Raw genomic sequence first — 22,819 nt, forward strand, 5'->3', positions numbered from 1 at the left:
CCGCCGCACTGCTGATCCACTTCGGTTCGGCCCTGCTGTCACCGTTCGTCCTCCGGTGCCGGTCGTTCCCTTGTCCGTCGAGGTCACGCTCGCAATTGCAGGCCGTCGGCCGCTTCCTCGACCATGGCGAGTCCGAGGCGGCTGACCCGTACGGCAAAGGGGGTGCCCGCGACTCTCAGTCCGGTCAGACCGATCTCGCCCAGGGGGGCGCTGCGAAGGGGGCGCAGCGTGACGGTGCCGGCCGGGACGTCGGGGCGGATGCCCGCCAGGGTGGTCAGCAGGAGGATTCCGGCGCCGGCCGCGGTGGCTGCCGGTCGGCAGGCGGCCGGATGAGGAACGGGGGCACTCCCCTCGGTGCGCTGCTCGCCGGCGTACATCTCGGGCAGGCGGTGTCCGAAGGCCTCTGCCGCCGCGAGCACCCCCCTCAGCAGCGAACCCGCCTCCTTCTCGTAGCCTGCTGCGGCCAGGCCCGCGGTCGCCACCGCCGTCTCCTGGACGCGCACGGCGCCGCTGCGATGGCCGAACGGGTTGTAGCCCGCCTCCTTCGCGCCCAGCCCGCGCAGTCCCCAGCCGGAGTCCATGACCGGGCTGCCGAGGAGCCGGGCGAGTTGTTCGGTCTGCACTTGGTCGAGCAGACCGGGGGCGTGCTCGCCGCCGCCCAGCAGACCGGGGTCGAGGAGGTGGGCCGCGGCCGCGCCGAGGCACGGCACCGGTCGTCCGTCGGGGGTGCGGGCCGCGGCGGGCCGACCGCCGCCCGGATCGTCGATCCAGAAGTCCTGCCGGAAGGCGAACCGCGCCGTCCGCGCCCACTCCCGCAACTCGTCTCCGTTCGGTCTGCCGAAGGCGTCGAGGAGATCCGCGCCGAGGAGTGCCGCACGGTGGGCGTGGGCCTGGGTCTCACAGCGGACAGGCCCTCCGGGCCGGGGGTCGGGCAGGTAGGGACCCTCCCCCACGGCGGTCCGCAGCCAGGCCAGGCAGCGCTCGGCCGTGGGCAGCAGTTCCTCCGTCTCGTGTTCGGGCAGCCCCCATCTGCGGGCCTCGGCGAGCAGAACGGGGAAGAGGAGTGTCGCTTCCGTGCCGGTGCAGCCCGGGGGGAGGTGCGTGCCCGCGTCCCGCCGCGGACCGGGGATCATGCCGGCCCGTGGGCCTCCGACCGCGACCTGGGTGCGGGCGAGAGTGCGCAGCGTTCCCGCGGCGAGCCGGGTGCCGAGGGGCAGCGCCATGCGGGCGGCGGCGAGCGCCTCGGCCGGGGCGAGGCCGCAGCGCCATGGCACGCCCGCCGCGAGGTGCGTGTCCGAGGGATGCAGCGGGTCGCGTAGCAGCAGGGCTCGCAAGTCCTCGACGCTCGTGGCCATGAACGCCTGGACGCGGGGGTCGTCCCCCGTCGCTCGTGCCGGCGCCAGGAAACTCGTCGCTGCGCGGCCCACCGCGCGGGTCGGACCGGCCCCGTCCAGGCGGATTCTCAGCTCCACGGACGTACTGCCCCCCGGAGCCACGTCCAGCTCCCACCGCAGGAGTCCTGCGGAGGCCAGCGCGTCGGCGGGCGGCGGGTCGGCCGTGACCGACGCGGCCCCCGAGGGGGCCGACCAGCGCAGACCCGCGTCACGGACGCCGGCCGGCAGTTCCGGTCCGGGGCGCCCGGCGGCGATCGCCGCCAGGTCCGCCAGGTCGGTGCCGAGCGCCACCTCCAGCTGCAGGCGCAGCGGCCGGGCGGCGGCACTGCGGAGCGTGATGCGTTCCGTGCCGTTCGCGGTGCGGGTCCGCTCGACGACGACCTCCGGGTCCGGGCCGCCGTGGGAAGCGGTTCGCAGAGTGCCGACGAATCGGGCCCGGTCTGCCGAGGCCATGCGAGCCTGAACCGCGAGGGGCTCCCGGCCGGCCACCCGCACCTGGCAACGGGCCAGGATGCGCCGCCCGGCCCGGTAGAAGCCCTCCAGTCCGCGGCCGGTCAACTGTCCCTGGTCGGTGGAGATGGCCAGACCCGGCAGGTCCACGCAGATCATCACGGTGTGCGCGGGAGGCAGGTCGGAGGACGGGCCTGCGGTCGACGGCGGAGCCGGAGCGGCCGAGGCGCCTCGCGACGCATGAGCCGAGGCAGCGCCGGATGGTGCGGGAGGGGTTGCGGCTGCGGCACCACGCGGTGCGGGAGCGGCGAGGCGGCGTGCCATGTCGGCGGGCGGCGAGGCACCGTCGTCGGAGATGCCGTTTCCCCGCTCCCAGAGGGACTGGGGAACGGCATCCCGGGCGACGGGAGACGCTGCGCGCCGAACGCCGCTGCCAGGGCCGGTTCCAGGGCCGGTTCCAGGGCCAGGGCCGACTTCAGGGCCAGCGCCTCTGGGAAGCTCGGTCCCGTGGGGGCCGGGCACGGCCGTGGAGTCATGGCTGTTCGGCCTGCCGGGAGGCACAGAGCTGCCGGGGGCCACAGGCCTGCCGGAGGGCACAGGCCTGTCGGAGGGCGCTGGCGCGTCGGGGGACACACGTCTGCCGGAGGACACGAACCTGTCGGGCGCCACGAGCCTGTCGAGAGCCGACCGTTCGTCGGCGGCGGAGGGCGGAGTCGGCTGGTGCATACGGTGCCTTCATTCTGCTCTCGGTGCGCCTCTGGCACGGTTGACGCCGGTGGGAACTCCGGCAGGGCGGTGCGCAGTAGCAGCACGCCCCGCGCGGGCGTTCCGCCACTCAGGTGAACGGAGTGGGTCTCTCCCAGGTCACGCCCGAGAGCACGGGGCCCGCCGGTCGGCGGCGGGGCGGGCGGCGCACCGGGACGCCCGGCGCTCACCTCTCCCCGTGGCTCTCGTCACCGTCGGACCGGACCGCGTCCGAGCAGGTGTCACGACGGCGCGTGGTGGCCCTCCCGGAGGCACGCGCGGCTGGACGCGATCCACCCCTTCCGGGAGCGGGCGGGCGCGTGACCCCGTTCTCCGGCGTGCGAGGACGGGCGGGGTCCGTTCCCGACCCGTGATCCTCCCCTGCCGCAACCTGCGGGGTGCCGGCTGCGAGGCCGGCCGAACGGGTGCGGCGGCGCCGACGGCCTGCCAGCCGAGCGGGGGTCGGCTCGGTCCCTGGTGCCGCTTCGGCCGGTGATCCGGATGCCGGGTCGCCCGGCGCGATGCCCGGGTCGTCGGCCTCCACAGTGCCGTCGGCCGTTCCGACGACGTCCCTCGTGCCGTTGCCGGTCCGCGCGCCTTCCGTATCCACCGACACCTGACGACGCGCGGCCTGTGCCACCGGCACGGCCGTGTCCCGCGACCTGCTTCCGCGGCCCTGCCGCTCGGTGCGAAGGCACCGTCGGACCGACTCGGGGTCGAGCCCTTCGTTGCAGGCCTGGTGCAGGAGGCGGGCGAAGAGATAACCGGGATCCGCGCCGAGGGCCATGGCGAGGGCTTCCCTGGCCTCGAGCTCGTCGCCGCTGGACCAGGCGACCCAGCCGGCCAGGGTCAGCGGCGCGGCAGCATGTTCGCCGTAGGGTCCCACGCAGCGCCGGGCCAGGGCGCGCCAGAGCCGCAGGGCGGGAGCGGCCTCGTCGCCCTCCATCCACTCGGCGGCGCGGTCGCGAGTCACACGATCCTGCAGCCCGAGGATCAGAGCGGCTGCTTCGTCCGGGGCGAGCAGCTCGTCGTCACGGTGGTCGGCCAGGAGGGCGCCGGTCGCCGGGGGAGCTTCGGCGAAGCGCCGGACGATCCGTCCGGCCAGTTCAACAGTCTCCTGCCCCACGGCCGCGCGGCTCTCGTCGTCGACGATCCTGGGGACCAGCGCCCTGCTCGCGGTGTCGAGAGCGAGTTCCTGCTCCACCGCGGCGCCGGTTTCCAAAGGGAGCAGCCGAGCCCTCAGCTCGCGCAGCGTGCCCCGGATCTGGATCCCCGCGTAGGTGGCCGCAGCGGCCACCACGGACGTGCCGGGCAACCCCATGGGAGCGCCCTCGGCCGGGCAGCAGCCCTCACCCGCGCAGCAGTACGACCAGAAGCGTCCGTCGGAGATGCAGAGCGCCTCGATCACGGGCACGTCGAGCCGGCCGCATTCGACGCGCAGTTTCTGGGCCAGTGGTCGCAGTCGCTCCATGACCTGGCGGCCGGTCTCGCCTCCGGTGGGTTCCTGGCAGAGGTAGGCGACCATCTGCGCGGGGCGAGCGCCCCTGCGCTCGCTGCCGGTCACCAGGCCTTGCGCGAGCTGTCCCGCCACGGCGCCCCAGTCGTCCGGGTTCGCGGGAATGCCCAGGCGCGCCCGGCCGCCGAACCTGCCGCGGCCTCCCCGGTCGTGCAGGGCGACGAGGACGATGCTGTCCTCGGGCCGGTATCCCAGCAGGTAGGGCAGCGCGTCGGCCAGTTCGGCCGGCGTGCGCAGGGTGACTTGGTGGACACCGGCGCCCTTGTCGTACGGCGAGGGCCCGTCGTACGGGAGGTCACCTTCGTAGGACGGCTGCTCATCGCCTTCGGCGGGTCCAGCACGTCCGTCACGCCACCCCCGACCACCACGCCGGGCGCCGCCGTCACTCGCGGCGCGTCCATCCCCTCGGGGCCTCCCATGCCGTCCGTTCCGCCTGCCGGCCCCGCCACGACCCTCCTCCTGCCCCGCACGACTGCTCTGCCCGGCACGGCGGTGCTGACCGTCACGACCGCCCTGCCCGGCACGACCGTCCACCCCGGCAGGCCCGTCCTGCCCGGTGATGTCGCCGTTGTCGAAGGATCCCGTCGCTTCGCTGTTATTCGTCATGCGGAGACGATCTCGCGGACCGCGAGATTCCGCTTGAGCCTGTGGATAAGTCCGAGCAGGGACACGTCACGATGGTCGAACCGAGGTCCTCCTGTGGACGGCGAGGGCCGGTCTGTCAGTGCCGTCCTGTTGTATGGACGCATGGAGCACACGAGCAACGCGGATCTTCGTGCGGATGCGGACACCGTCCTCGCCCGTCTCGTCGGTGACGCCACCGGCACGGCCCGGCTGCGCGAGGACCAGTGGCGGGCGATCGAGGCGTTGGTGGCCGACCGGCGCCGCGCCCTGGTCGTCCAGCGCACGGGCTGGGGCAAGTCCGCGGTGTACTTCGTGGCGACCTCGCTGCTCCGGGCGCGCGGGGCCGGGCCCACGGTGATCGTGTCCCCGCTGCTCGCCCTGATGCGCAACCAGGTCGATGCGGCGGCGCGGGCCGGCATCCGCGCCCGGACGATCAATTCCTCGAACACCGAGGAGTGGGGGACCGTCCGCACGGAGATCGCCGCGGGGAGGGTCGACGTCCTGCTGGTCAGTCCGGAGCGGCTCAACAACCCGGACTTCCGCGACCAGGTGCTGCCCGAACTGGCCGCCACGACCGGGTTGCTCGTCGTCGACGAAGCCCACTGCATCTCCGACTGGGGCCACGACTTCCGCCCCGACTACCGACGACTGAGGACCATGCTCGCCGACCTCCCGCCGGGCGTCCCGGTGCTGGCGACGACCGCGACCGCCAACGCCCGCGTGACCGCCGACGTCGCCGAGCAGCTCGGCACCGGCGGCAGCTCCGACGCCTTGGTGCTGCGCGGCCCGCTGGACCGCGAGAGCCTCACGCTGAGCGTGCTGCGGCTGCCGGACGCGGCGCACCGGATGGCCTGGCTCGCCGACCACCTCGACGAGCTGCCGGGCTCCGGGATCATCTACACCCTCACCGTGGCCGCAGCCGAGGAGGTCACCGGTTTCCTGCGGCAGCGCGGCCACACCGTCGCCTCGTACACGGGCCGGACGGAGAACGCCGACCGCCAGCAGGCCGAGGACGACCTTCTCGCCAACAAGGTCAAGGCCCTGGTCGCCACGTCCGCCCTGGGGATGGGTTTCGACAAGCCCGACCTGGGATTCGTCGTCCATCTCGGCTCACCCTCCTCCCCCATCGCCTACTACCAGCAGGTGGGTCGCGCCGGACGAGGTGTCGAGCACGCGGAGGTGCTTCTGCTGCCGGGCAAGGAGGACGAGGCGATCTGGGAGTACTTCGCCTCCCTCGCGTTCCCCCCGGAGTCCCTGGTGCGCCGCACCCTTGACGTCCTCGGGCGCGCGGACGGCCCGCTGTCGCTGCCCGCCCTGGAGCCGTTGGTGGAGCTGCGCCGCTCCCGCCTGGAGACCATGCTGAAGGTCCTCGACGTCGACGGGGCCGTCAAGCGGGTCAAGGGCGGCTGGATCGCGACCGGACAACCGTGGACCTACGAGTCGGAGCGTTACGACTGGGTGGCCAGGCAGCGCAGGGCCGAGCAGGAGGCGATGCGCCGGTACGCGTCGACGACCGAGTGCCGGATGGAGTTCCTGCAGCGCCAGCTCGACGACGACGGCGCCAAGCCCTGCGGACGCTGCGACAACTGTGCGGGCGCACGCCACACCGCCGAGACGTCCCCGACCGCCCTCGACGCCGCGCGCGACGACCTGGGCCGCGCGGGGGTCGAGGTGGAGCCCCGGCGGATGTGGCCGACAGGTCTGCCGGCCATCGGCGTGGAGCTGAAGGGGCGCATCCCGGCAGGCGAACAGGCGGCTGCCGGGCGGGCGTTGGGCCGTCTGTCGGACATCGGCTGGGGCAACCGGCTGCGTCCGATGCTGACCGCGCAGGCCCCCGACGGGCCCGTGCCGGACGACGTGGCGAAGGCCGTGGTGGGTGTACTCGCCGACTGGGCCAGAGGGCCCGGCGGTTGGGCCTCCGGAGCCACCGACGCGCCACCGCGTCCCGTCGGCGTGGTGACCATCGCCTCGCGCACCCGGCCCCGGCTCATCCACTCGCTGGGCACGCACATCTCGGAAGTCGGCCGGCTGCCGCTGCTGGGAGCCGTGGAGTACACCGGTGACTCCTCACCGGTCCCCCGGAGCAACAGCGCCCAACGCCTCAAGGCACTCACCGGCATGCTGGACGTACCGCCGGAGCTCGCCTCCGCGCTGGCTGAGGCGAGCGGTCCGGTCCTCCTGGTGGACGACTACACCGAAACCGGCTGGACCCTCGCGGTCGCGGCCCGGATGCTCCGACGGGCGGGAGCACAGGGGGTGTTGCCCCTGGTGCTGGCGGTACAGGGCTGACAGCGAGCACGCGGGAAAGGGGCCACACACCGTCACCTGTTCCGCACCGCGCGCGAGGATCCACCTGGGCGCAGTGCGCGGTGAATGGAGCCGCGCTCCAGGAGAACGTCACGACCACAGTGAGTGAACCTGCCGTGTACGGCGGGCACACGTGTCACGCCACGCATCCATGGGTAGGGATATATGACACGCAGCACCACATAAGGGTCGGTGGCCCCAATTGCTCGTTGCCGCATCCAAGTTCGACAGGAAGAATTGAGTTCCGCTCCCCGCACGGCTCCTCCGTTGTCCGGTAGGGCTCTGCTGCGGTGCGCGCTCCCCCCGAACCCGACCCGCCCGCAGTGTGGGCCGTAGCCGAAGGGAGGCTCGTGACCTTCGGATTCGCTCCGTCCTCGGCGGCATCGTTGTCGACGTCCGCGTCCGCCGCTTCCGCCAACCGCTTGCTCGAGCCTGCCGAGTGGGCCGCGGCCGGCATACCCCTGCTGCGCAATCCGCGGGAGGTCGTCGGCGGGTTGCACGCGCGGCACCGGCCCAGACCGGCCACCGCGATCGTCGCCGTCCTCGACCCCGACGAGCGGGTGCGCGCCAGTGCTTCGTTCACGCGCCGTCAGGCCTCCGCCGACGGTTGGATGTTCCGCAACGCACTGCTCGCTCAGCTCCGCCGGGTCATCCCGCACGACCTGCGGCGCCGTACCCCCGTGCGCACGGCGGTGCTGCTCTACTGCCGTGACGGCGACGCCCGCTGGACGGAGGAGGACGGCGCCTGGATGTGGGGGCTGCGGGACGCCTGCACCCTGCACGGACTGCGCTGCGGGGCGTACATCACGCTGACCCGGGACGGCTGGCAGGTCCTCGGCGAGGGCCGAGGCGGCCGCCGCCCCAACGCGGATTCGGATCCCGAGCCCTTCGGCTTGTCCGAGGCACCGCCGCCGCTGCCGCGAACCGGCGGTGCCGCCTCGGAGGTTCTGCGCCGCGCGGCTGCCCGCTGACACGTGACCGCCGTCTTCGCTATGACGAAAGCGACGGGCGGTCGGGACGGCGCGGCAGCACACGGGAGAGCCACGGAGTGACTCGGAGGACCGTCCGGCGGCGCAGCCGGTGGCGCCGCTCGGCTGCCCGAGGGCACCAGGCGGTCGCGCCGGTACTGCCAGTCGGCTTGCCACGGATCGACCCCGTACTGCCAGGCAACTGCCGAAAGTCGACGGTGCCGTGCTGGGCGGCGGTCACCCCTGCTCCGGCAGACTAGCCGCTCAGCGCAGCACGGCCGCGTAGCCGCTCAGCGCAGTACGGCCGTCAGCAGGTCGGTGCCCAGTGCCGTCAGATCCGGCAGATTCAGGGTGTGACGGACGTAGCGACCGTGCCGCCGGGCCGTGAGCAGGCCGGCGCGGCGCAGGACGGCGAGGTGGCGGGAGACCTCCGGGGGTGAGAGCTCCCAGGCGTGGGCCAGCTCACCGGTGGTGTGCGGGCCGCGGGCCAGCGTGCGCAGAAGCCGCAGCCGCACCGGATGGGCGAGTGCCTCAAGCCGAAGGGTGACCGTCTCCAGCGATACCGGCTCCGCCGGAGTCGGCTCGGCCACCGGGTACTGAACCACCGGCTGCCATCCGGGCGCGTGAACCGCCACCAGGTGCGGGCGGCCGAAGACACTGGGGATGAAGGTGACCCCGGTGTCGTGGGCGGCGGTCGCCTTGTCCTGCAGTTTGTCCACGATGATGCAGTCGCCGTCCGGTGCCAGCGTGACTGCGCCGGACACCGATGCAAGTGCCGGTCCGAGGCCCTGACGCCTCAGCAGGTCGTTCTTCAGGCGCAGGTCGGTGGCGAGTTGCACGGCGACGCCCGCCCAGGCGGCGTCGAAGAAGGCCTCTCCGCACTGTTCGAGGGTGTGGCGCACCCGCGCCCGCACCGCGGCGGGATCAGCGAGCAGCCGTTCCGCGAAGGCTTCCTGCCGCGCGCCGCGAGCCTGGGCCAGGTCCAGGGCCCGCTCACGCGCAGTCGCGTCGGTGAGCGGCGACGGCGCTCCGGCATGGACCCGGTTGCCGCCGCAGGTGGTGACGAGCGCGGCGGTCACATATGTTTCGTCATCGATCCGGTCCACGTCGTCCAACTCCTCGGCGAGAGTCGGCCGAGGTCGGGCGGGGATCAGGAAGTCGGCCTGTGAGGAACGCCAGAGGAACTCCGCCTCCCGCAGCCGCTCGGCCGGCTCCGGCGGCAGTCCGGCCCAGACATCCCCGGCCCAGCCGGCGAACTGCGGGTGATGCCCGGGTTCCGCCAGCACGTGCAGCATCGCGGTCAGCTCGGCCAGCGGCGAGGCGGCGAACCGGAGTCGCTCGGCCGGCAGGCCGCTGATGTCGATCCTCAACGTCATCCGCGCATCATCACCGACCGGTTGGCCGGTGACGGCATCGGTTGACGGTGTCCGTCAACCGACGAGCCCTCCCCGGCGGCCGGGCGCACCGTTTGACGCCATGGCAACCACCACCAAGATCCAGCCGCGTGCCCTCGTCCGTGCCTCCGGAGGCCCCCGCTACGCCGTCGCCCTGGCCGTGGACGCGCTCGGCACCGGCCTGTTGCGGCCCTTTCTGCTGCTGTACGGGGTGACGGTGCTGAGGCTCTCCGCGCCGGTCACCGGCACCGCCATGACGGTCGCCGTCGTCGCGGGTCTGGTGTGCATGCCCGCGGTGGGCCGATGGCTGGACCGGGGCGCCCGCAGCACGGTCGTGGCAGCGTCGATGCTGGTGCGGGTGCTGGGCGTGGCAGTGCTGCTGGCCACCCCGGCGGAGCACGTCTGGCTGTTCGCGACGGCGGCGCTGTTCCTCGGCATCGGCAACCAGGCGTGGCCTGCCGCCCACGCGGCTCTCGTGGCCACGGTCGCCCACGGCCGCGAACGCGACGCCGCCCTCGCGGGAGGGCGCGCCCTGCGCAACGCCGGCCTGGGGGCGGGCGCGCTCATCGCCACCGTGTGCCTGGCGGGCGGCACCACCGCGTTGCAGGCGCTGGCAGTCGTCACCGGACTCGCCTATCTCGCTGCGGCGACCTTGGCGTGGTCGGTCCACCTTCACGCGCGTCCGGCCGCTCCCCCGGCCGGGGGCGGGATCGACGGGCCTGCACCCCGGATGCGCGCGCTGCTGGCGGCCAACGTGGTCTACGCCTTCTGCCTCAACGTCCCCGAAATCGCGCTCCCCCTGGTCCTGGTGACACAGTTGCACGCATCCCCGGTGTGGTCGGCGGCCATCTTCGTGCTCAACACGGTGCTGGTGGTCACGCTGCAGGTTCCGGTCACGGTCCTGATGTCCCGCTTCTCCCGGCGGGCCGTGCTGGCTCTCGCCGGCGTGGTGCTCACCGCGTCCTACCTCGGTTTCCTCGCGGCCACCTCACTGGGACACGGATGGGGCGCCCCGGCCGTCGCCACGGTGTCCGTGGTGTGCACCCTCGGCGAGATCATCTACGCCGGCAGTGCCACCGCGCTCGTCACCCACCTCGCCCCCGCCCATGCCCTGGGACGCGCCCTCGCCCGCCTCGAACTCTCCACGGGCTTCGGCCTGGCCGTCTCCCCGGCGGTCATCACCACTCTGACACCTCACGGCTCGGCAGCCCTCTGGGGCAGCCTCGCCGCCGCGACGCTCCTCTCCGCCTCCGCCGTCGCCCACTGAGCCCGGCCCGCCGTGCGGAGCACGACGCACCAGCTGTTGCCCCTCGGGAAGGGGAGTCGGCGAGGAGCGACGGTACGCGCACGGTTCCCAGCCCCCAAGGGGTGGTGTTCTGCCGGCGTCGTAGGGCCGACATCGCCGGCCGCTTCACCCGGGCCGGGACCGCCAGGCCTTCGAGCCGCGGTCCCGGTACCGGGCAGTCCGGTCGGCAGCCGCACAGCGGGAACTCCAGGTGTTCACCGCCCCGGCGCCCACGGCAGTTCACGAGCCAAACCGCTCTCGTCGTCCGCCACCGTCGCCGACAGCCGGACCTCACCTGGTCGCTCTGCGGTCTCACCCACTCCGGTCCCGTGGGTCCGGAACCCGGGGCATGCCGAAACTCGCGCCGAGACATCCGTCAGCCGCGCATGCGAAGGCGACCCGGGAGGTGCCGCGGCGGCGACGCCTCCCGCGCCGGGCTGTCCGCCGGGCGAGCGAGCCGGCTCAGACGTCGGCGCCGAGCACCACGTTGATCTGCTGCGGGTCACCGCAGACGATCAGCAGGGCACCGGCCCGGGCACGAGCCAGGGGCAGGACGGTGGCGGCAGCGCTCTCCGGACCGCCGTTCACGGCGACCACGACGACGGGACGTGTGCCCACCCGGTTCGTGGCGGCCGCGTCGGCGTAGAAGACGTCCTCCCCCGTGTCGTGCTGCGCCCAGTAGGACGTCTCACCGAAGGACAGCTCGTGGGCGGCCCAGGGGTGCTGCTCGCCGGTGGTGATCACCAGCACGTCACCCGGGGCGCGGCCCGAGTCCAGGAGGAGGTCCACGGCCTCCTCGGCGGCGTCCAGCGCACCCTCGACCGAGGCGGGGATCAGCTGGACCTGGGGCGTCGCCGAGGCGGGTGCGGAAGCGGGAGGGGCGGCCGGGGCCGGGGGCCCGGGCCTGACGGCGACGTCGCGCGGTGTGCGCTGCACCGGCGGCGTGGGCCGGAGGGGACCAGGACGGCCGGGTCGCGACGGAGCCGCGGGACGGGGACCGGGTACGGGTCGAGGGGTCGGCGCGGTACGGCCGCTGGCCGGAGTGGCGCGGGGACCCTGGGCACTCTCGTGAATCTGAGGCTCCTCGGGAATGAGAGGCATGGGTTGTTGTTTATCAAACGGTGGTGCGGCTCGCGCCAGCGGGTGGCACATCAGTGCGAGCGGAATCGTCAGAAATCGAAACCGAGCTGACCCTCGATTTCCGGAACGCTTCCGTCCGCCCAGCTGCGGGCCTTCTTGAGGTGCCGCCACTGGGGCAGCGCATCAAGATACGCCCATGACAACCGGTGGTACGGGGTGGGACCCCGCTCCGCCAGTGCGGCCTTGTGCACGGGTGATGGGTACCCGGCGTTGTCCGCGAAACCGAAGTCTGCATGGTCGCTGCCCAGTTCGGCCATCATTTTGTCGCGCTGCACCTTGGCGATCACCGAGGCCGCCGCGACAGCCACGCACGACCGGTCACCCTTGATCACCGTGCGGACCCTCCAGGGGGCGCCGAGGTAGTCGTGCTTCCCGTCGAGTATCACCGCGTCGGGGCGGACGGGCAGGGCGTCCAGCGCACGGACGGCGGCGAGCCGCAGCGCGGCCGTCATCCCCAGATCGTCGATCTCCTCCGGGGAGGCATGACCCAGGGCGTACGACGTGACCCACTTCTCCAGGTGCACCGCGAGCTCGTTACGACGCTTGACGGAGAGGAGTTTGGAGTCGGTGAGGCCTACGGGGGGCCGGCGCAGTCCGGTGACCGCCGCGCAGACGGTGACGGGACCGGCCCACGCACCGCGGCCCACCTCGTCGACACCGGCAATGATCTTCGCTCCGGTCGTGGCGCGAAGGGAGCGCTCGACGGTGTGAGTCGGTGGTTCGTACGGCATGGCGCCCTTAGGGTACGCCGCCGGGATCCTGTCGCGACACCCCGGTCTCCCGTGACGCCCCCACGGCCCACGGCCACCGCCCCCGAAGGCCTCTCAGCGCGCGGCCGGTCGCAGCAGGGGCAGCATGAACTGGTCGATCATCTCCTCCAGATCCGGGTCACCCCATTCGCTGGTGCACATCTTTGAGCGGTACATCATCATGGCCGGGATGGCGTCGAAGACGTAGCCGTTCGCCGCATCGGAGCGCACCTCCCCTCGCTCAATCCCCCGACTGATCACCTGATGGAGCAGCCTGACGGTCGGTTCGACCACGCCTTCGAAAATCAGGGCATGAAACCGCTCCACCTGAGCCGTGTCGCACTCGTGAATGATCGACCGCAGAGCGTAGCCGGGTCGGGAGAACATTGCGTCGCGCGCCTCGCGACACAGCGCCACCAGATCCTCCCGGATGCCGCCGAGATCCGGCGCCGCCTCGAACCTGGGCAGCCCGGCACGAAGGGCGTCGGCGACGAGATCCTCCTTCGAGGGCCACCGGCGGTAGACGGCCGCCTTGCCGGTCTGAGCTCCGGCCGCGACGCCCTCCATCGTGAGGCCGTTCCAGCCGACGGTGCCGAGTTGCTCCAGGGCGGCATCGAGGATCGCGCGTTCGAGTACGGCGCCGCGCCGGCGTGAGGAGGCCGCCTGAGCGGGGGCGGCCGTCCAGCGCGCAGTAACCATCTGAGTGTCTCCAGCGAGCAGAGGAGTGGGGAGTTGCGGGGAGCGGGGAGCGGGGCGGCGTCGCGCGACAGCGAGGGGTGCGCCACCGGACGGCGACACCGCGAGTGAACGCTTGCGTTCACTACTGGGGACTCACTACGGTTGACGCGACAGTGAACGCGATCGTTCACTAAGGCATTTGTGGGGGACCCATAGTGACGACCTCTCAGTTGATCCAGGACCAGAAACCGGGCGCGGCCCGCCGGCAGGGGCATCCCGGCATCGCGCTCACCGTCATCGCGGCGTGCCAACTCATGGTGGTACTCGACGCGACGATTGTGAACATCGCCCTCCCGCACATTCAAGACGCTCTCGAGTTCAGCACCACTGACCTCACCTGGGTGGTCAGCGCCTACACGCTCACCTTCGGCGGTCTGCTGCTGCTCGGCGCCCGAGCCGGCGACATCCTCGGCCGGCGTCGGGTGTTCATGGCAGGCATCCTGCTCTTCACCTTCGCCTCGCTGCTGGGCGGACTGGCCCAGGAGCCCTGGCAACTGCTGGCCGCGCGCGCCCTGCAGGGTGTGGGCGGCGCCATCGCGTCGCCGACCTCGCTGGCGCTGATCACCACCACGTTCCCGGAGGGACCGGAACGGAACCGGGCCTTCGGCGTCTTCGCCGCCGTGTCGGCCGGTGGCGGCGCCATCGGCCTCCTCGCGGGCGGCATGCTCACCGAGTGGCTCGACTGGCGCTGGGTGTTGTTCGTCAACGTCCCCATCGGCGTCCTCATCGCCGCCCTCGCCCCGCTGTACATCAACGAGTCCGAGCGGCACCCCGGACGGTTCGACATAGCGGGAGCGCTGACCTCGACGGTGGGGATGGCCTCGCTGGTGTACGCCTTCATCCGCGCGGCGGAGGAAGGCTGGCGGGACAGTCTGACCCAGGGGGCCTTCGGCGTCGCCCTGGTCCTGCTGGTCGCCTTCGTGTTCACGGAGATGCGGGCGAAGGAACCGATCACTCCGTTGAGGATGTTCGCCGACCGCAACCGCTCGGGCACGTACCTGATCATGCTGAGCCTCGCGGCGGCCATGTTCGGCATGTTCTTCTACATCGTGCTGTTCGTGCAGAACGTGCTGGGATACAGCCCGATCAAGGCGGGACTCGCCTTCCTTCCGGTCACGGTGGCCATCGCGATCGGTGCGGGTCTGTCGCAACGGTTCCTGCCGGTCCTGGGCCCCAAGCCGTTCATGCTCGGCGGCTCCACGCTCGTGGTGATCGGCCTCGTGTGGCAGGCCTTCATCACTCCCGACAGCTCCTACGCCGGCGGCGTGCTGGGGCCGATGCTGATCTTCGGCTTCGGCATGGGACTGAACTTCGTGACGGCGACGGTGACCGCGGTGTCCGGCGTGGCCCCGCACGAGGCCGGTGCCGCCTCCGGCCTGCTCAACGTCACTCAGCAGGTCGGCGGTTCGCTGGGTCTGGCCATCCTGACGACCGTCTTCGGATCGGCGAGCAAGGACGAGGCGGAGAAGCAGGTGCCGAGCTTCCTCGCCGACGCATCCGCCGAGCAGAAGGCCGAGTTCGCCAAGACGCACCAGTTGCCCGCCCCGTGGGGCCACGAGGTACTCGCGCAGGGCATCTCGACGGCCTTCGTCCCCGCTGCCGCCATGGCCGCCCTCGCCCTGCTGACGGCCTGGCTGGTCATCCGGGTCCGCAAGAGCGACCTGGAGGCGCTGTCGGGTACGCCGACCCATCTGGGCGGCTGAGGCGAAGGCTGCACCTTCCGGCCGCGGACGGCCGCCGACGATCTTCGTGGGCGCCCGTCCGCGGCCACCGGACGGCTGTCCCGCACTCTCGTACAGCCGCGCCGCGACCCCGCACGGCCCGGTCGCGCCGCCCCTCGGAGGGGCCACCACGGCCACCGGCAACATCATCACGAACAGCAGGAACCGCACACCCCGCACCCCTTAACACCTCCCGCTCGCCCGAGTCCGTCACTCACCCTGTGCGCATCCACGTCGCACAGCCGATGCCCGAACAACGGGCGGCCGGTCACGCAGAGTTCCCGGCCGACACGGAGAGTTCCTGAAGTCAGGAGCGGAGCCGCGCGCTCCGGTCATGCGGACGAAGGCATCCACTCCGGGAACGCCTCCACCTGAGCCCACCACGCCGCGGGAGGCGCGCCCGCCTTCCCCGCGGCAAGCACTCCGCCCACGATGGCACAGGTCGTGTCCACGTCCCCGCCGGCCTGCGCGGTCGTCCAGAACGCCTCCTCGTAGGCGCCGAGGGAGCGAGCGGCGGACCAGAGCGCGAACGGCACCGTGTCATGGGCCGTCGTACGCCGTCCGCAGCCCAGCACGGCGGCGACGGTGGTGGCGTCGCCGTAGTCGAGCATGTCCCGGGCCCGGCGCAGGCCCGCCCGGACGGCGCTCTTGGGGACGAGGTCGATGACGCCGTCCAGGAGCGCCTCGGGCCTGGGCGGGCCGCCGGGTGCGCCCGCCAGCGCTGCGGCCGCGGCGACGGCCATGGCCCCCACCACCGCCTCACGGTGTTGGTGGGTGGGATAGGCCGAGATCTCCGCCTGGTGGGTCGCCTGCTCAGGATCGTCGGCGTACCAGGCTCCGAGGGGCGCGATCCGCATGGCGGCACCGTTGCCCCACGAGCCCTGCCCGTTGAACAGGGCGGCGGCCAGTTCACGCCAGTCGCCGCCCTCCCGGACCAGCCGCAGCAGTCGGTTGACCGCGGGCCCGTAGCCGCGGTCGAAGTCGTGGTGCTCCGCGAAGGAGCGGGCCAGGGCGTCCTGGTCGATGCGGTGGTGGGCGGCCAGGACGGCGACCACGGAACAGGCCATCTCGGTGTCGTCGGTCCACTGCCAGGGGCCGGGCGGCAGGGCGCGGCGCTTGAGCAGCGGGTAGTTCACCGGCACGAAGAACTGTGAGCCCAGCGCGTCTCCCACCGCGAGTCCGCGCAGGCTGGCGAGGGCGCGCTCCAGGCGCCCGTCAGAAGAGGAGTCAGAGGTCATCGCTCTGCCACCTTATCCGGAGATCCCATACGGTTCCGGGTCTCGCCACCGGTCGAACGGCCGGTCCAGGGTGTACTTGCCGTCCTCCCCCAGAACGAGCATCCGCATCTCGGCGTTCCCCGGGTTGGACAGCGACTCGAACTCCGCGACCGTCCAGTGGAACCAGCGCATGCAGAACAGGCGCATGGCGAGACCGTGGGTCACGATGAGCACGTTCGGGGGGTGGTCAGGGGCCTCGAAGCTGCGGAAGAGGCTCTCCAGGAAACCGCCGACCCGGTCGTACACGTCAGCTCCGCTCTCCCCCTGGGCGAAGCGGTAGAAGAAGTGCCCGTAGGCGTCGCGGTAGGCCTTCTGCAGGCGGACGTCGTCGCGGTCCTGCCAGTTCCCCCAGTCCTGCTCCCGCAGTCGGGGCTCTTCCCGCACGCGTATGAGCTCGGGATCGAGGTGGAAGGCGCGGAGCGTCTCGTGCGTGCGCCGGTAGGGCGACACGTAGACGCTGACCCGCTCCTGGCCGAACACCTCCCGCAGGGTCTTCCCCGTCTCCTCCGCCTGCCGCCGACCGCGATCGGTCAGGGCCAGCGCGTGGTCGGGTTCACGCTCGTAGACGGTGTCATCAACATTGCCCGTTGACTCCCCGTGTCGGACAAGGACGATTCGCCGTGGTCGTGCCATGCCAAGACCCTAGATCGAGTGAGACCCGATCGAGCACTCGGGCGCCCTCCATACGGCACAGGTCACACGAATCCCGCACCGGAAGCCCGTAGGGCTGGTGATGAGCAGGTCCGGACCTCACACCGTCCAGGTCGGCTCGAGCTCCACGATGTCCCCGGTGAGGGAGGCGACGTCCGCTTCCGTCTGGGCGCGCAGAGCGAGCCGTTCCACCCGCTCCGTGCGGTACTTCCCGTGCTCGGCCTCCGAACGCCACATCGACAGCACCAGGAACTCGTGGCCCGGCGCCTCGGCGAACAGCCCGCGGATCATGCCCGGGGAGCCGGCCATGGCCGGGTTCCACACCTTCTCCTGCATCAGGGTGAAGTGCTCGGCACGCTCCTCGTGGACGCGGCACAGGGCCACGCGCAGCAGGTCGGAGTCGGTGAAACGGGGCTCGAAGCCGGTCTTCACGTCGAACCGGTAGTCGAACAGCCGGACCTGAGCGTCCTTGAACGTGCCCGCCTGGGCGGTCGCGAGCCGGTCGTGGGAGCGCGCCATGAAGGAGTCGTAGAAGGCACGGCTCTCCCAGAAGGCGAAGACATGCGCGACGGAGGGCCGTCCCCTGCTCCAGCCCCCGCCCTGCCCCCGGAACCCCGGCTCCCCCAGAAGCCCCGCCCACTTCCGCTGCCCCCGCTCGAAACCGCGGCGGTCCACCACGGTGCAGCGAATCCACTTGACCAGCACCGCGCCATGGTAAGGCCAGCGGGCGTGGCGTCGGTCACTCCCGGCCGCGGTGCAACCCTGCGGGCGTCCACGCGCGCGTGGCAGGATGGACAACCGGCCCTGATGATCGGCCAGTTCAGGGTGAGGACAGACGGAACGGGGAGGGGAAGTCCGGTGAAGGGCCTCAACAAGGGAATCCGGAAGGTCCAGGTCGCGCTCAGATGGGATCCGAGTCCCGCGGGGCAGCCGCCCACCGATCTGGACATCGTGGCCGCGACCTACCTGACGGACGACCCGCACGGTGATCCGGCCTATGTGGTGCACTTCGACAGCCGCTCACCCGACGGCACCATCTATCTCGACCGTGACAGCCCGGACGGCAAGGGCTTCGGCTGGGACGAGGTCATGACGGTGGAGCTCGAGCGGCTGGACGCCCGCTACGCGCGCGTGGTCGTCGGGGTCGTCATACAGCAGCGCCAGGAGCACCGGACCTTCGTCAGCGTGGTAAACCCCGCCGTCCGGATCCGCGAGGGGTACACCGACCTGGCCGAGGACGACTTCGGTGGCGTGCTCGGTTCGACGGCGGCGACGGTCGCGGAATTCGTCCGCGAGCCGTCCGACGGGTGGACGTTCCACCCCGGGGTGCAGGGCTTCGAGGACGACCCGGCCACGTTCACCGGCATCATGGGCCGGCTGCGCCGCTCCTGACCCCGCCGGGCACCGCGCGAGGAGCCGGACGTCGGGGGAGGCGTGCGCCTGACCCGCGAGGAGTCCGCGCGGCGCGCGGGGAGTGACCCGCGAGGAGTCCGCATGGCGCCCGGGGATGCGGACGGCGCAGGCACCGGCGCACCCCCGCCCGAGCGGAGTGGCGCCCGGATCGCCCGAAGCGCACGCACCCCCCACCACCAAGCAGAGGGCGGTGGAGCCACACCGGCTCCACCGCCCTGCGCCAGGTCATTCAGCCCTGGCCGCTACCGCTCGGTCAGCTGCAACCGCTCGTCGAGCCGCAACCCTCGCAGATGTAGCAGGAACCGGCCCGCTGCATCTTCGTACCGCAGGAGAAGCACAGCGGGGCGTCGGCCTGGATGCCCAGCTGCATCTCCACCAGTTCGGCGCTGGTGTGGGCCTGCTGCGGAGCGGGCTTGGCCGCCTCGGCCTCGGCCTTGGGGGTGGCGACGGCCTTCAGGTCGGTCTGACGCGGAGCCGACTGGGCCAGACCCTCGACGTCGACGTCCTCCTCGGCCGGCTCGTACGAACCGGTCTCCAGGTGGCGCTGACGCTCCTCGGCGGAGTGGATACCGAGCGCGGAGCGCGTCTCGAAGGGCAGGAAGTCGAGCGCCAGGCGGCGGAAGATGTAGTCGACGATCGACTGCGCCATCCGCACGTCCGGGTCGTCCGTCATACCGGCCGGCTCGAAGCGCATGTTGGTGAACTTCGAGACGTAGGTCTCCAGCGGCACGCCGTACTGGAGGCCGACGGAGACCGCGATGGAGAAGGCGTCCATCATGCCCGCCAGGGTGGAGCCCTGCTTGGACATCTTCAGGAAGACCTCGCCGAGACCGTCGTCGGGGTAGGAGTTGGCGGTCATGTAGCCCTCGGCGCCGCCGACCGTGAAGGAGGTCGTGATGCCGGGACGACCCTTGGGCAGGCGCTTGCGGACCGGACGGTACTCGACGACCTTCTCGACCGCGGTACGGATCGTCTCCTCGGCCTTCTCCGTGATCTCGGCCTTCTCCTTCTCCTTGGTCTTCGCGGAGAGCGGCTGGCCGACCTTGCAGTTGTCACGGTAGATCGCGAGGGCCTTGACGCCGAGCTTCCAGGCCTCGAAGTAGATCTCCTCGACCTCCTCGACGGTCGCCGTCTCCGGCATGTTGACCGTCTTGGAGATGGCGCCGGAGATCCAGGGCTGGATCGCGGCCATCATGCGGACGTGACCCATCGGGGAGATGGCGCGCTCGCCCATGGCGCAGTCGAACACCTCGTAGTGCTCCTGCTTCAGGCCGGGCGCGTCGATCACGTTGCCGTTGTCGGCGATGTGGGCGACGATCGCCTCGATCTGCTCCTCCTGGTAGCCCAGGCGGCGCAGGGCCTGCGGGACGGTGCCGTTGACGATCTGCATCGAGCCGCCGCCGACCAGCTTCTTGAACTTGACCAGGGCGAGGTCGGGTTCGACACCGGTGGTGTCGCAGGACATCGCCAGGCCGATGGTGCCGGTGGGGGCGAGCACGGACGCCTGGGAGTTACGGAAACCGTTCTTCTCGCCGAGACGCAGCACGTCCTGCCAGGCCTCCGTGGCGGCGGCCCAGACCGGGGTGTCCAGGTCATCCATGCGGACGGCCGACCCGTTGGCGTCGGAGTGCTGCTTCATGACGCGGTTGTGGGCGTCGGCGTTGCGGGCGTAGCCGTCGTACGGACCGACGACCGCGGCCAGTTCGGCGGAGCGGCGGTAGGCCGTGCCGGTCATCAGGGAGGTGATGGCGCCGGCCAGGGCGCGGCCGCCGTCGGAGTCGTACGCGTGGCCGGTGGCCATCAGCAGGGCGCCGAGGTTGGCGTACCCGATGCCGAGCTGACGGAACGCGCGCGTGTTCTCACCGATCTTCTCGGTCGGGAAGTCGGCGAAGCAGATGGAGATGTCCATCGCGGTGATGACGAGTTCGACGACCTTCTGGAAGCGCTCGGCCTCGAAGGACTGGTTGCCCCGGCTGTCGTCCTTCAGGAACTTCATCAGGTTCAGCGAGGCCAGGTTGCAGGACGTGTTGTCCAGGTGCATGTACTCGCTGCACGGGTTCGACGCGGTGATCCGGCCGGACTCGGGGCAGGTGTGCCAGTTGTTGATGACGCCGTCGTACTGGATGCCGGGGTCGGCGCAGGCCCAGGCGGCTTCGGCGATCTTGCGGAAGAGCGCCTTGGCGTCGACCTTCTCGATCACCTCGCCGGTCATCCGGGCGCGCAGGCCGAACTGGCCGCCCTGCTCGACGGCCTGCATGAACTCGTCGTTCACACGGACCGAGTTGTTGGCGTTCTGGTACTGGACGGACGTGATGTCGTCGCCGCCCAGGTCCATGTCGAAGCCCGCGTCGCGCAGGACGCGGATCTTCTCCTCTTCCTTGACCTTGGTCTCGATGAAGTCCTCGATGTCCGGGTGGTCCACGTCGAGGACGACCATCTTGGCGGCGCGGCGAGTGGCGCCACCCGACTTGATGGTGCCGGCGGAGGCGTCGGCGCCGCGCATGAAGGAGACCGGGCCGGAGGCGTTGCCACCGGAGGACAGCAGCTCCTTGGAGGAGCGGATCCGGGAGAGGTTCAGGCCGGCACCGGAGCCGCCCTTGAAGATCATGCCCTCTTCCTTGTACCAGTCGAGGATCGACTCCATGGAGTCGTCGACGGCCAGGATGAAGCAGGCGGAGACCTGCTGCGGCTGCGGGGTGCCGACGTTGAACCAGACGGGGCTGTTGAAGCTGAAGATCTGGTGCAGGAGGGCGTACGCCAGCTCGTGCTCGAAGATCTCGGCGTCGGCGGGCGACGCGAAGTACCTGTGGTCCTCGCCGGCCTTCCGGTAGGTCTTCACGATGCGGTCGATCAGCTGCTTGAGGCTGACCTCGCGCTGGGGGGTGCCGACGGCACCGCGGAAGTACTTGCTGGTGACGATGTTGACCGCGTTCACCGACCAGAAGTCGGGGAACTCGACGCCACGCTGCTCGAAATTGACCGAGCCGTCGCGCCAGTTGGTCATGACGACGTCACGGCGCTCCCAGGCCACCTCGTCGTACGGGTGCACGCCGGGGGTGGTGTGGATGCGCTCGATACGCAGCCCCTTGGTGGCCTTGGTGCCCTTGGCGCGGGAACCTCGTGCCGGACCGCTCGCCGTCTCTGTCATGCCGCCTCCCTGATACGGGCAAAACGCCCTGAAATGCCACGATGTTCCCGTGGCACATGTTCTGTCTTGTGCTGCGGGCACCCACTCGCTACCGCCCACAACAGGTCTTCGTCCGCCGCTGCCCGGCCGGACCCGGCGCTGCCGTCCGGTTCCGGCCCGCCGGTCAGTCGGCGGCGCGGGCGGGCTCGGGAACCTGCACGGTCCCTCCGCGCCCGCCGTCGTCTTCCCGGCTCCCCGCGACAGCGCCTTCGGCGTCTGCGGCGCCTCCACGGTCGTCGTCGTCCGCGGCGGGGTGTCCCCTCTGGTCCCTGAGTTCCGCGATCGCCGCCTCGAAGTCCTCGAGCGAGTCGAAGGCCCGATAGACGGAGGCGAACCGCAGATAGGCGACGAGGTCGAGCTCCTGCAACGGGCCGAGTATGGCCAGCCCCACGTCGTGGGTGGTCAGCTCGGCGCTCCCGGTGGCCCGCACCGCCTCCTCGACCCGCTGACCCAACTGGGCGAGCGCGTCCTCGGTGACAGGCCGCCCCTGGCACGCCTTGCGCACGCCGTTGATGACCTTGGTGCGACTGAAGGGCTCGGTGACTCCGGACCGCTTGACCACCATGAGCGAGCACGTCTCCACGGTCGTGAAACGACGGGAGCAGTCAGGACACTGGCGGCGCCTGCGGATCGACGTGCCGTCGTCGGTCGTACGGCTGTCGACGACGCGGCTGTCGGGGTGCCTGCAGAAGGGGCAGTGCATGTACTCCCAACCCTCCTCACAGCAGACTCAATAGCCTCGCGGACCTCATGGGCCCCTCGAAGCAGCCCCAAGCATAGGCGATCCGGGAGTGTCCTCAGACACCGGGGACCACAACTTCTGGGCCGCTGGCGCCATCCAACCACTAGATATGGGACTTGGCTCATTCACCCAGGCCACATCGCGTGTCGCGTCGGACACTCTCACCCCACGCGATTCCGCGGTCACAGGCAGCACGCGGAAGCTGCCTCGCACACGGCGGTTTCCCCGCCTGCGCACGGGCAACCGCGCGCGCACGCCCGGGTGGCCCACGGGCGGCGCCACGCCCGCGGGAGTGTCACCTCACCGGCCGCCGTGTCATCTCACCGGGCGCTTACGGGGATACCGTGAGCGCCGCAGGGAGGAGAGGTGCGACTCTCGCACAGAGCGGCCCCCGGTCCCCGATCGACGGGGCGGCGGATGGCAGACTGGGGCGGCACCCCACAGGGTGCTCGATCCCGGCGGTGAAGAGTACACAAAGCGCTCTTACGCGGACTGGGCAACGCGTCAGCCAATACACCC

Annotated in this window: 16 protein-coding genes; 5 read left to right on the forward strand and 11 right to left on the reverse strand. The window is 71.5% G+C overall.

Annotation, left to right across the window (positions count from 1 at the left end; translation table 11 throughout):
* Positions 1-83 precede the first annotated feature (83 nt).
* Together ACZ4YY_RS29955 and ACZ4YY_RS29960 are read right to left on the reverse strand one after the other, a co-directional pair.
* Complete coding sequence (locus ACZ4YY_RS29955) at positions 84-2,003, reverse strand: glycogen debranching N-terminal domain-containing protein (protein WP_468297451.1); 1,920 nt, start codon at positions 2,001-2,003, stop codon at positions 84-86.
* A gap of 772 nt (positions 2,004-2,775) precedes the next feature.
* On the reverse strand, positions 2,776-4,710 hold the full coding sequence (locus ACZ4YY_RS29960; protein WP_468297261.1) for a DUF4192 domain-containing protein: 1,935 nt from the start codon (positions 4,708-4,710) through the stop codon (positions 2,776-2,778).
* A gap of 141 nt (positions 4,711-4,851) precedes the next feature.
* Between ACZ4YY_RS29960 and ACZ4YY_RS29965 the strand changes: the two genes are divergently transcribed.
* Together ACZ4YY_RS29965 and ACZ4YY_RS29970 are read left to right on the forward strand one after the other, a co-directional pair.
* Complete coding sequence (locus ACZ4YY_RS29965) at positions 4,852-7,017, forward strand: RecQ family ATP-dependent DNA helicase (protein WP_468297264.1); 2,166 nt, start codon at positions 4,852-4,854, stop codon at positions 7,015-7,017.
* A 368-nt stretch (positions 7,018-7,385) separates the two neighbouring features.
* Positions 7,386-8,006 (forward strand): hypothetical protein, encoded by a 621-nt coding sequence (locus ACZ4YY_RS29970; protein ID WP_468297267.1) that lies wholly within the window; start codon positions 7,386-7,388, stop codon positions 8,004-8,006.
* 287 nt (positions 8,007-8,293) lie between these two features.
* Here the strand turns inward: ACZ4YY_RS29970 and ACZ4YY_RS29975 are convergent, their stop codons facing one another.
* Entirely contained in the window at positions 8,294-9,379 is a 1,086-nt protein-coding gene (locus tag ACZ4YY_RS29975) for a DUF5937 family protein (RefSeq protein WP_468297270.1), read from the reverse strand.
* Positions 9,380-9,479: 100 nt separating this feature from the next.
* Here ACZ4YY_RS29975 and ACZ4YY_RS29980 point away from each other — a divergent pair, with 100 nt between their 5' ends.
* Positions 9,480-10,664, forward strand: a complete 1,185-nt coding sequence (locus ACZ4YY_RS29980) for an MFS transporter (protein ID WP_468297274.1) — start codon at positions 9,480-9,482, stop codon at positions 10,662-10,664.
* Between the two features lie 480 nt (positions 10,665-11,144).
* On the opposite strand, the gene ACZ4YY_RS29985 is transcribed toward ACZ4YY_RS29980, so the two are convergent.
* The 3 genes from ACZ4YY_RS29985 to ACZ4YY_RS29995 all read right to left on the reverse strand — a co-directional run bounded on the left by ACZ4YY_RS29985 (position 11,145) and on the right by ACZ4YY_RS29995 (position 13,270).
* Complete coding sequence (locus ACZ4YY_RS29985; RefSeq protein ID WP_468297277.1) at positions 11,145-11,783, reverse strand: hypothetical protein; 639 nt, start codon at positions 11,781-11,783, stop codon at positions 11,145-11,147.
* Positions 11,784-11,851: 68 nt separating this feature from the next.
* Complete coding sequence (locus ACZ4YY_RS29990; protein ID WP_468297280.1) at positions 11,852-12,553, reverse strand: ribonuclease HII; 702 nt, start codon at positions 12,551-12,553, stop codon at positions 11,852-11,854.
* Positions 12,554-12,646: 93 nt separating this feature from the next.
* The gene (locus ACZ4YY_RS29995) at positions 12,647-13,270 is read right to left on the reverse strand and encodes a TetR/AcrR family transcriptional regulator (RefSeq protein ID WP_468297283.1); all 624 of its coding nucleotides are present in this window, start codon (positions 13,268-13,270) and stop codon (positions 12,647-12,649) included.
* A gap of 194 nt (positions 13,271-13,464) precedes the next feature.
* On the opposite strand from ACZ4YY_RS29995, the gene ACZ4YY_RS30000 reads away from it, so the two are divergent.
* Complete coding sequence (locus ACZ4YY_RS30000) at positions 13,465-15,012, forward strand: MFS transporter (RefSeq protein WP_468297285.1); 1,548 nt, start codon at positions 13,465-13,467, stop codon at positions 15,010-15,012.
* Between the two features lie 350 nt (positions 15,013-15,362).
* Here the strand turns inward: ACZ4YY_RS30000 and ACZ4YY_RS30005 are convergent, their stop codons facing one another.
* The 3 genes from ACZ4YY_RS30005 to ACZ4YY_RS30015 all read right to left on the reverse strand — a co-directional run bounded on the left by ACZ4YY_RS30005 (position 15,363) and on the right by ACZ4YY_RS30015 (position 17,663).
* Complete coding sequence (locus tag ACZ4YY_RS30005) at positions 15,363-16,268, reverse strand: ADP-ribosylglycohydrolase family protein (RefSeq protein WP_468297287.1); 906 nt, start codon at positions 16,266-16,268, stop codon at positions 15,363-15,365.
* A gap of 12 nt (positions 16,269-16,280) precedes the next feature.
* Positions 16,281-16,940 (reverse strand): histidine phosphatase family protein, encoded by a 660-nt coding sequence (locus tag ACZ4YY_RS30010; RefSeq protein WP_468297290.1) that lies wholly within the window; start codon positions 16,938-16,940, stop codon positions 16,281-16,283.
* Positions 16,941-17,057: 117 nt separating this feature from the next.
* On the reverse strand, positions 17,058-17,663 hold the full coding sequence (locus ACZ4YY_RS30015; RefSeq protein ID WP_468297292.1) for a YdbC family protein: 606 nt from the start codon (positions 17,661-17,663) through the stop codon (positions 17,058-17,060).
* Positions 17,664-17,816: 153 nt separating this feature from the next.
* Between ACZ4YY_RS30015 and ACZ4YY_RS30020 the strand changes: the two genes are divergently transcribed.
* Positions 17,817-18,350 carry a TerD family protein gene (locus ACZ4YY_RS30020; RefSeq protein WP_468297295.1) on the forward strand — a complete coding sequence of 178 codons (534 nt, stop codon included), beginning with the start codon at positions 17,817-17,819 and terminating at the stop codon, positions 18,348-18,350.
* Positions 18,351-18,624: 274 nt separating this feature from the next.
* Here the strand turns inward: ACZ4YY_RS30020 and ACZ4YY_RS30025 are convergent, their stop codons facing one another.
* Positions 18,625-21,519, reverse strand: coding sequence for a vitamin B12-dependent ribonucleotide reductase (locus ACZ4YY_RS30025; RefSeq protein WP_468297298.1), 2,895 nt, complete (start codon positions 21,517-21,519; stop codon positions 18,625-18,627).
* Positions 21,520-21,682: 163 nt separating this feature from the next.
* Entirely contained in the window at positions 21,683-22,261 is a 579-nt protein-coding gene (gene nrdR / locus ACZ4YY_RS30030; RefSeq protein ID WP_468297303.1) for a transcriptional regulator NrdR, read from the reverse strand.
* Positions 22,262-22,819: the final 558 nt, after the last annotated feature.

The sequence above is a fragment of the Streptomyces sp. NPDC030143 genome (assembly GCF_055573695.1).

What these genes read in the sequence shown, in the direction of transcription:
- ACZ4YY_RS29955 (WP_468297451.1), bottom strand. Translation starts at nt 2,003, where the DNA reads ATGATCTGCGTGGACCTGCCGGGTCTGGCCATCTCCACCGACCAGGGA.
- ACZ4YY_RS29960 (WP_468297261.1), bottom strand. Translation starts at nt 4,710, where the DNA reads ATGACGAATAACAGCGAAGCGACGGGATCCTTCGACAACGGCGACATC.
- ACZ4YY_RS29965 (WP_468297264.1), top strand. Translation starts at nt 4,852, where the DNA reads ATGGAGCACACGAGCAACGCGGATCTTCGTGCGGATGCGGACACCGTC.
- ACZ4YY_RS29975 (WP_468297270.1), bottom strand. Translation starts at nt 9,379, where the DNA reads ATGACGTTGAGGATCGACATCAGCGGCCTGCCGGCCGAGCGACTCCGG.
- ACZ4YY_RS29980 (WP_468297274.1), top strand. Translation starts at nt 9,480, where the DNA reads ATGGCAACCACCACCAAGATCCAGCCGCGTGCCCTCGTCCGTGCCTCC.
- ACZ4YY_RS29985 (WP_468297277.1), bottom strand. Translation starts at nt 11,783, where the DNA reads ATGCCTCTCATTCCCGAGGAGCCTCAGATTCACGAGAGTGCCCAGGGT.
- ACZ4YY_RS29990 (WP_468297280.1), bottom strand. Translation starts at nt 12,553, where the DNA reads ATGCCGTACGAACCACCGACTCACACCGTCGAGCGCTCCCTTCGCGCC.
- ACZ4YY_RS29995 (WP_468297283.1), bottom strand. Translation starts at nt 13,270, where the DNA reads ATGGTTACTGCGCGCTGGACGGCCGCCCCCGCTCAGGCGGCCTCCTCA.
- ACZ4YY_RS30005 (WP_468297287.1), bottom strand. Translation starts at nt 16,268, where the DNA reads ATGACCTCTGACTCCTCTTCTGACGGGCGCCTGGAGCGCGCCCTCGCC.
- ACZ4YY_RS30010 (WP_468297290.1), bottom strand. Translation starts at nt 16,940, where the DNA reads ATGGCACGACCACGGCGAATCGTCCTTGTCCGACACGGGGAGTCAACG.
- ACZ4YY_RS30025 (WP_468297298.1), bottom strand. Translation starts at nt 21,519, where the DNA reads ATGACAGAGACGGCGAGCGGTCCGGCACGAGGTTCCCGCGCCAAGGGC.
- nrdR (WP_468297303.1), bottom strand. Translation starts at nt 22,261, where the DNA reads ATGCACTGCCCCTTCTGCAGGCACCCCGACAGCCGCGTCGTCGACAGC.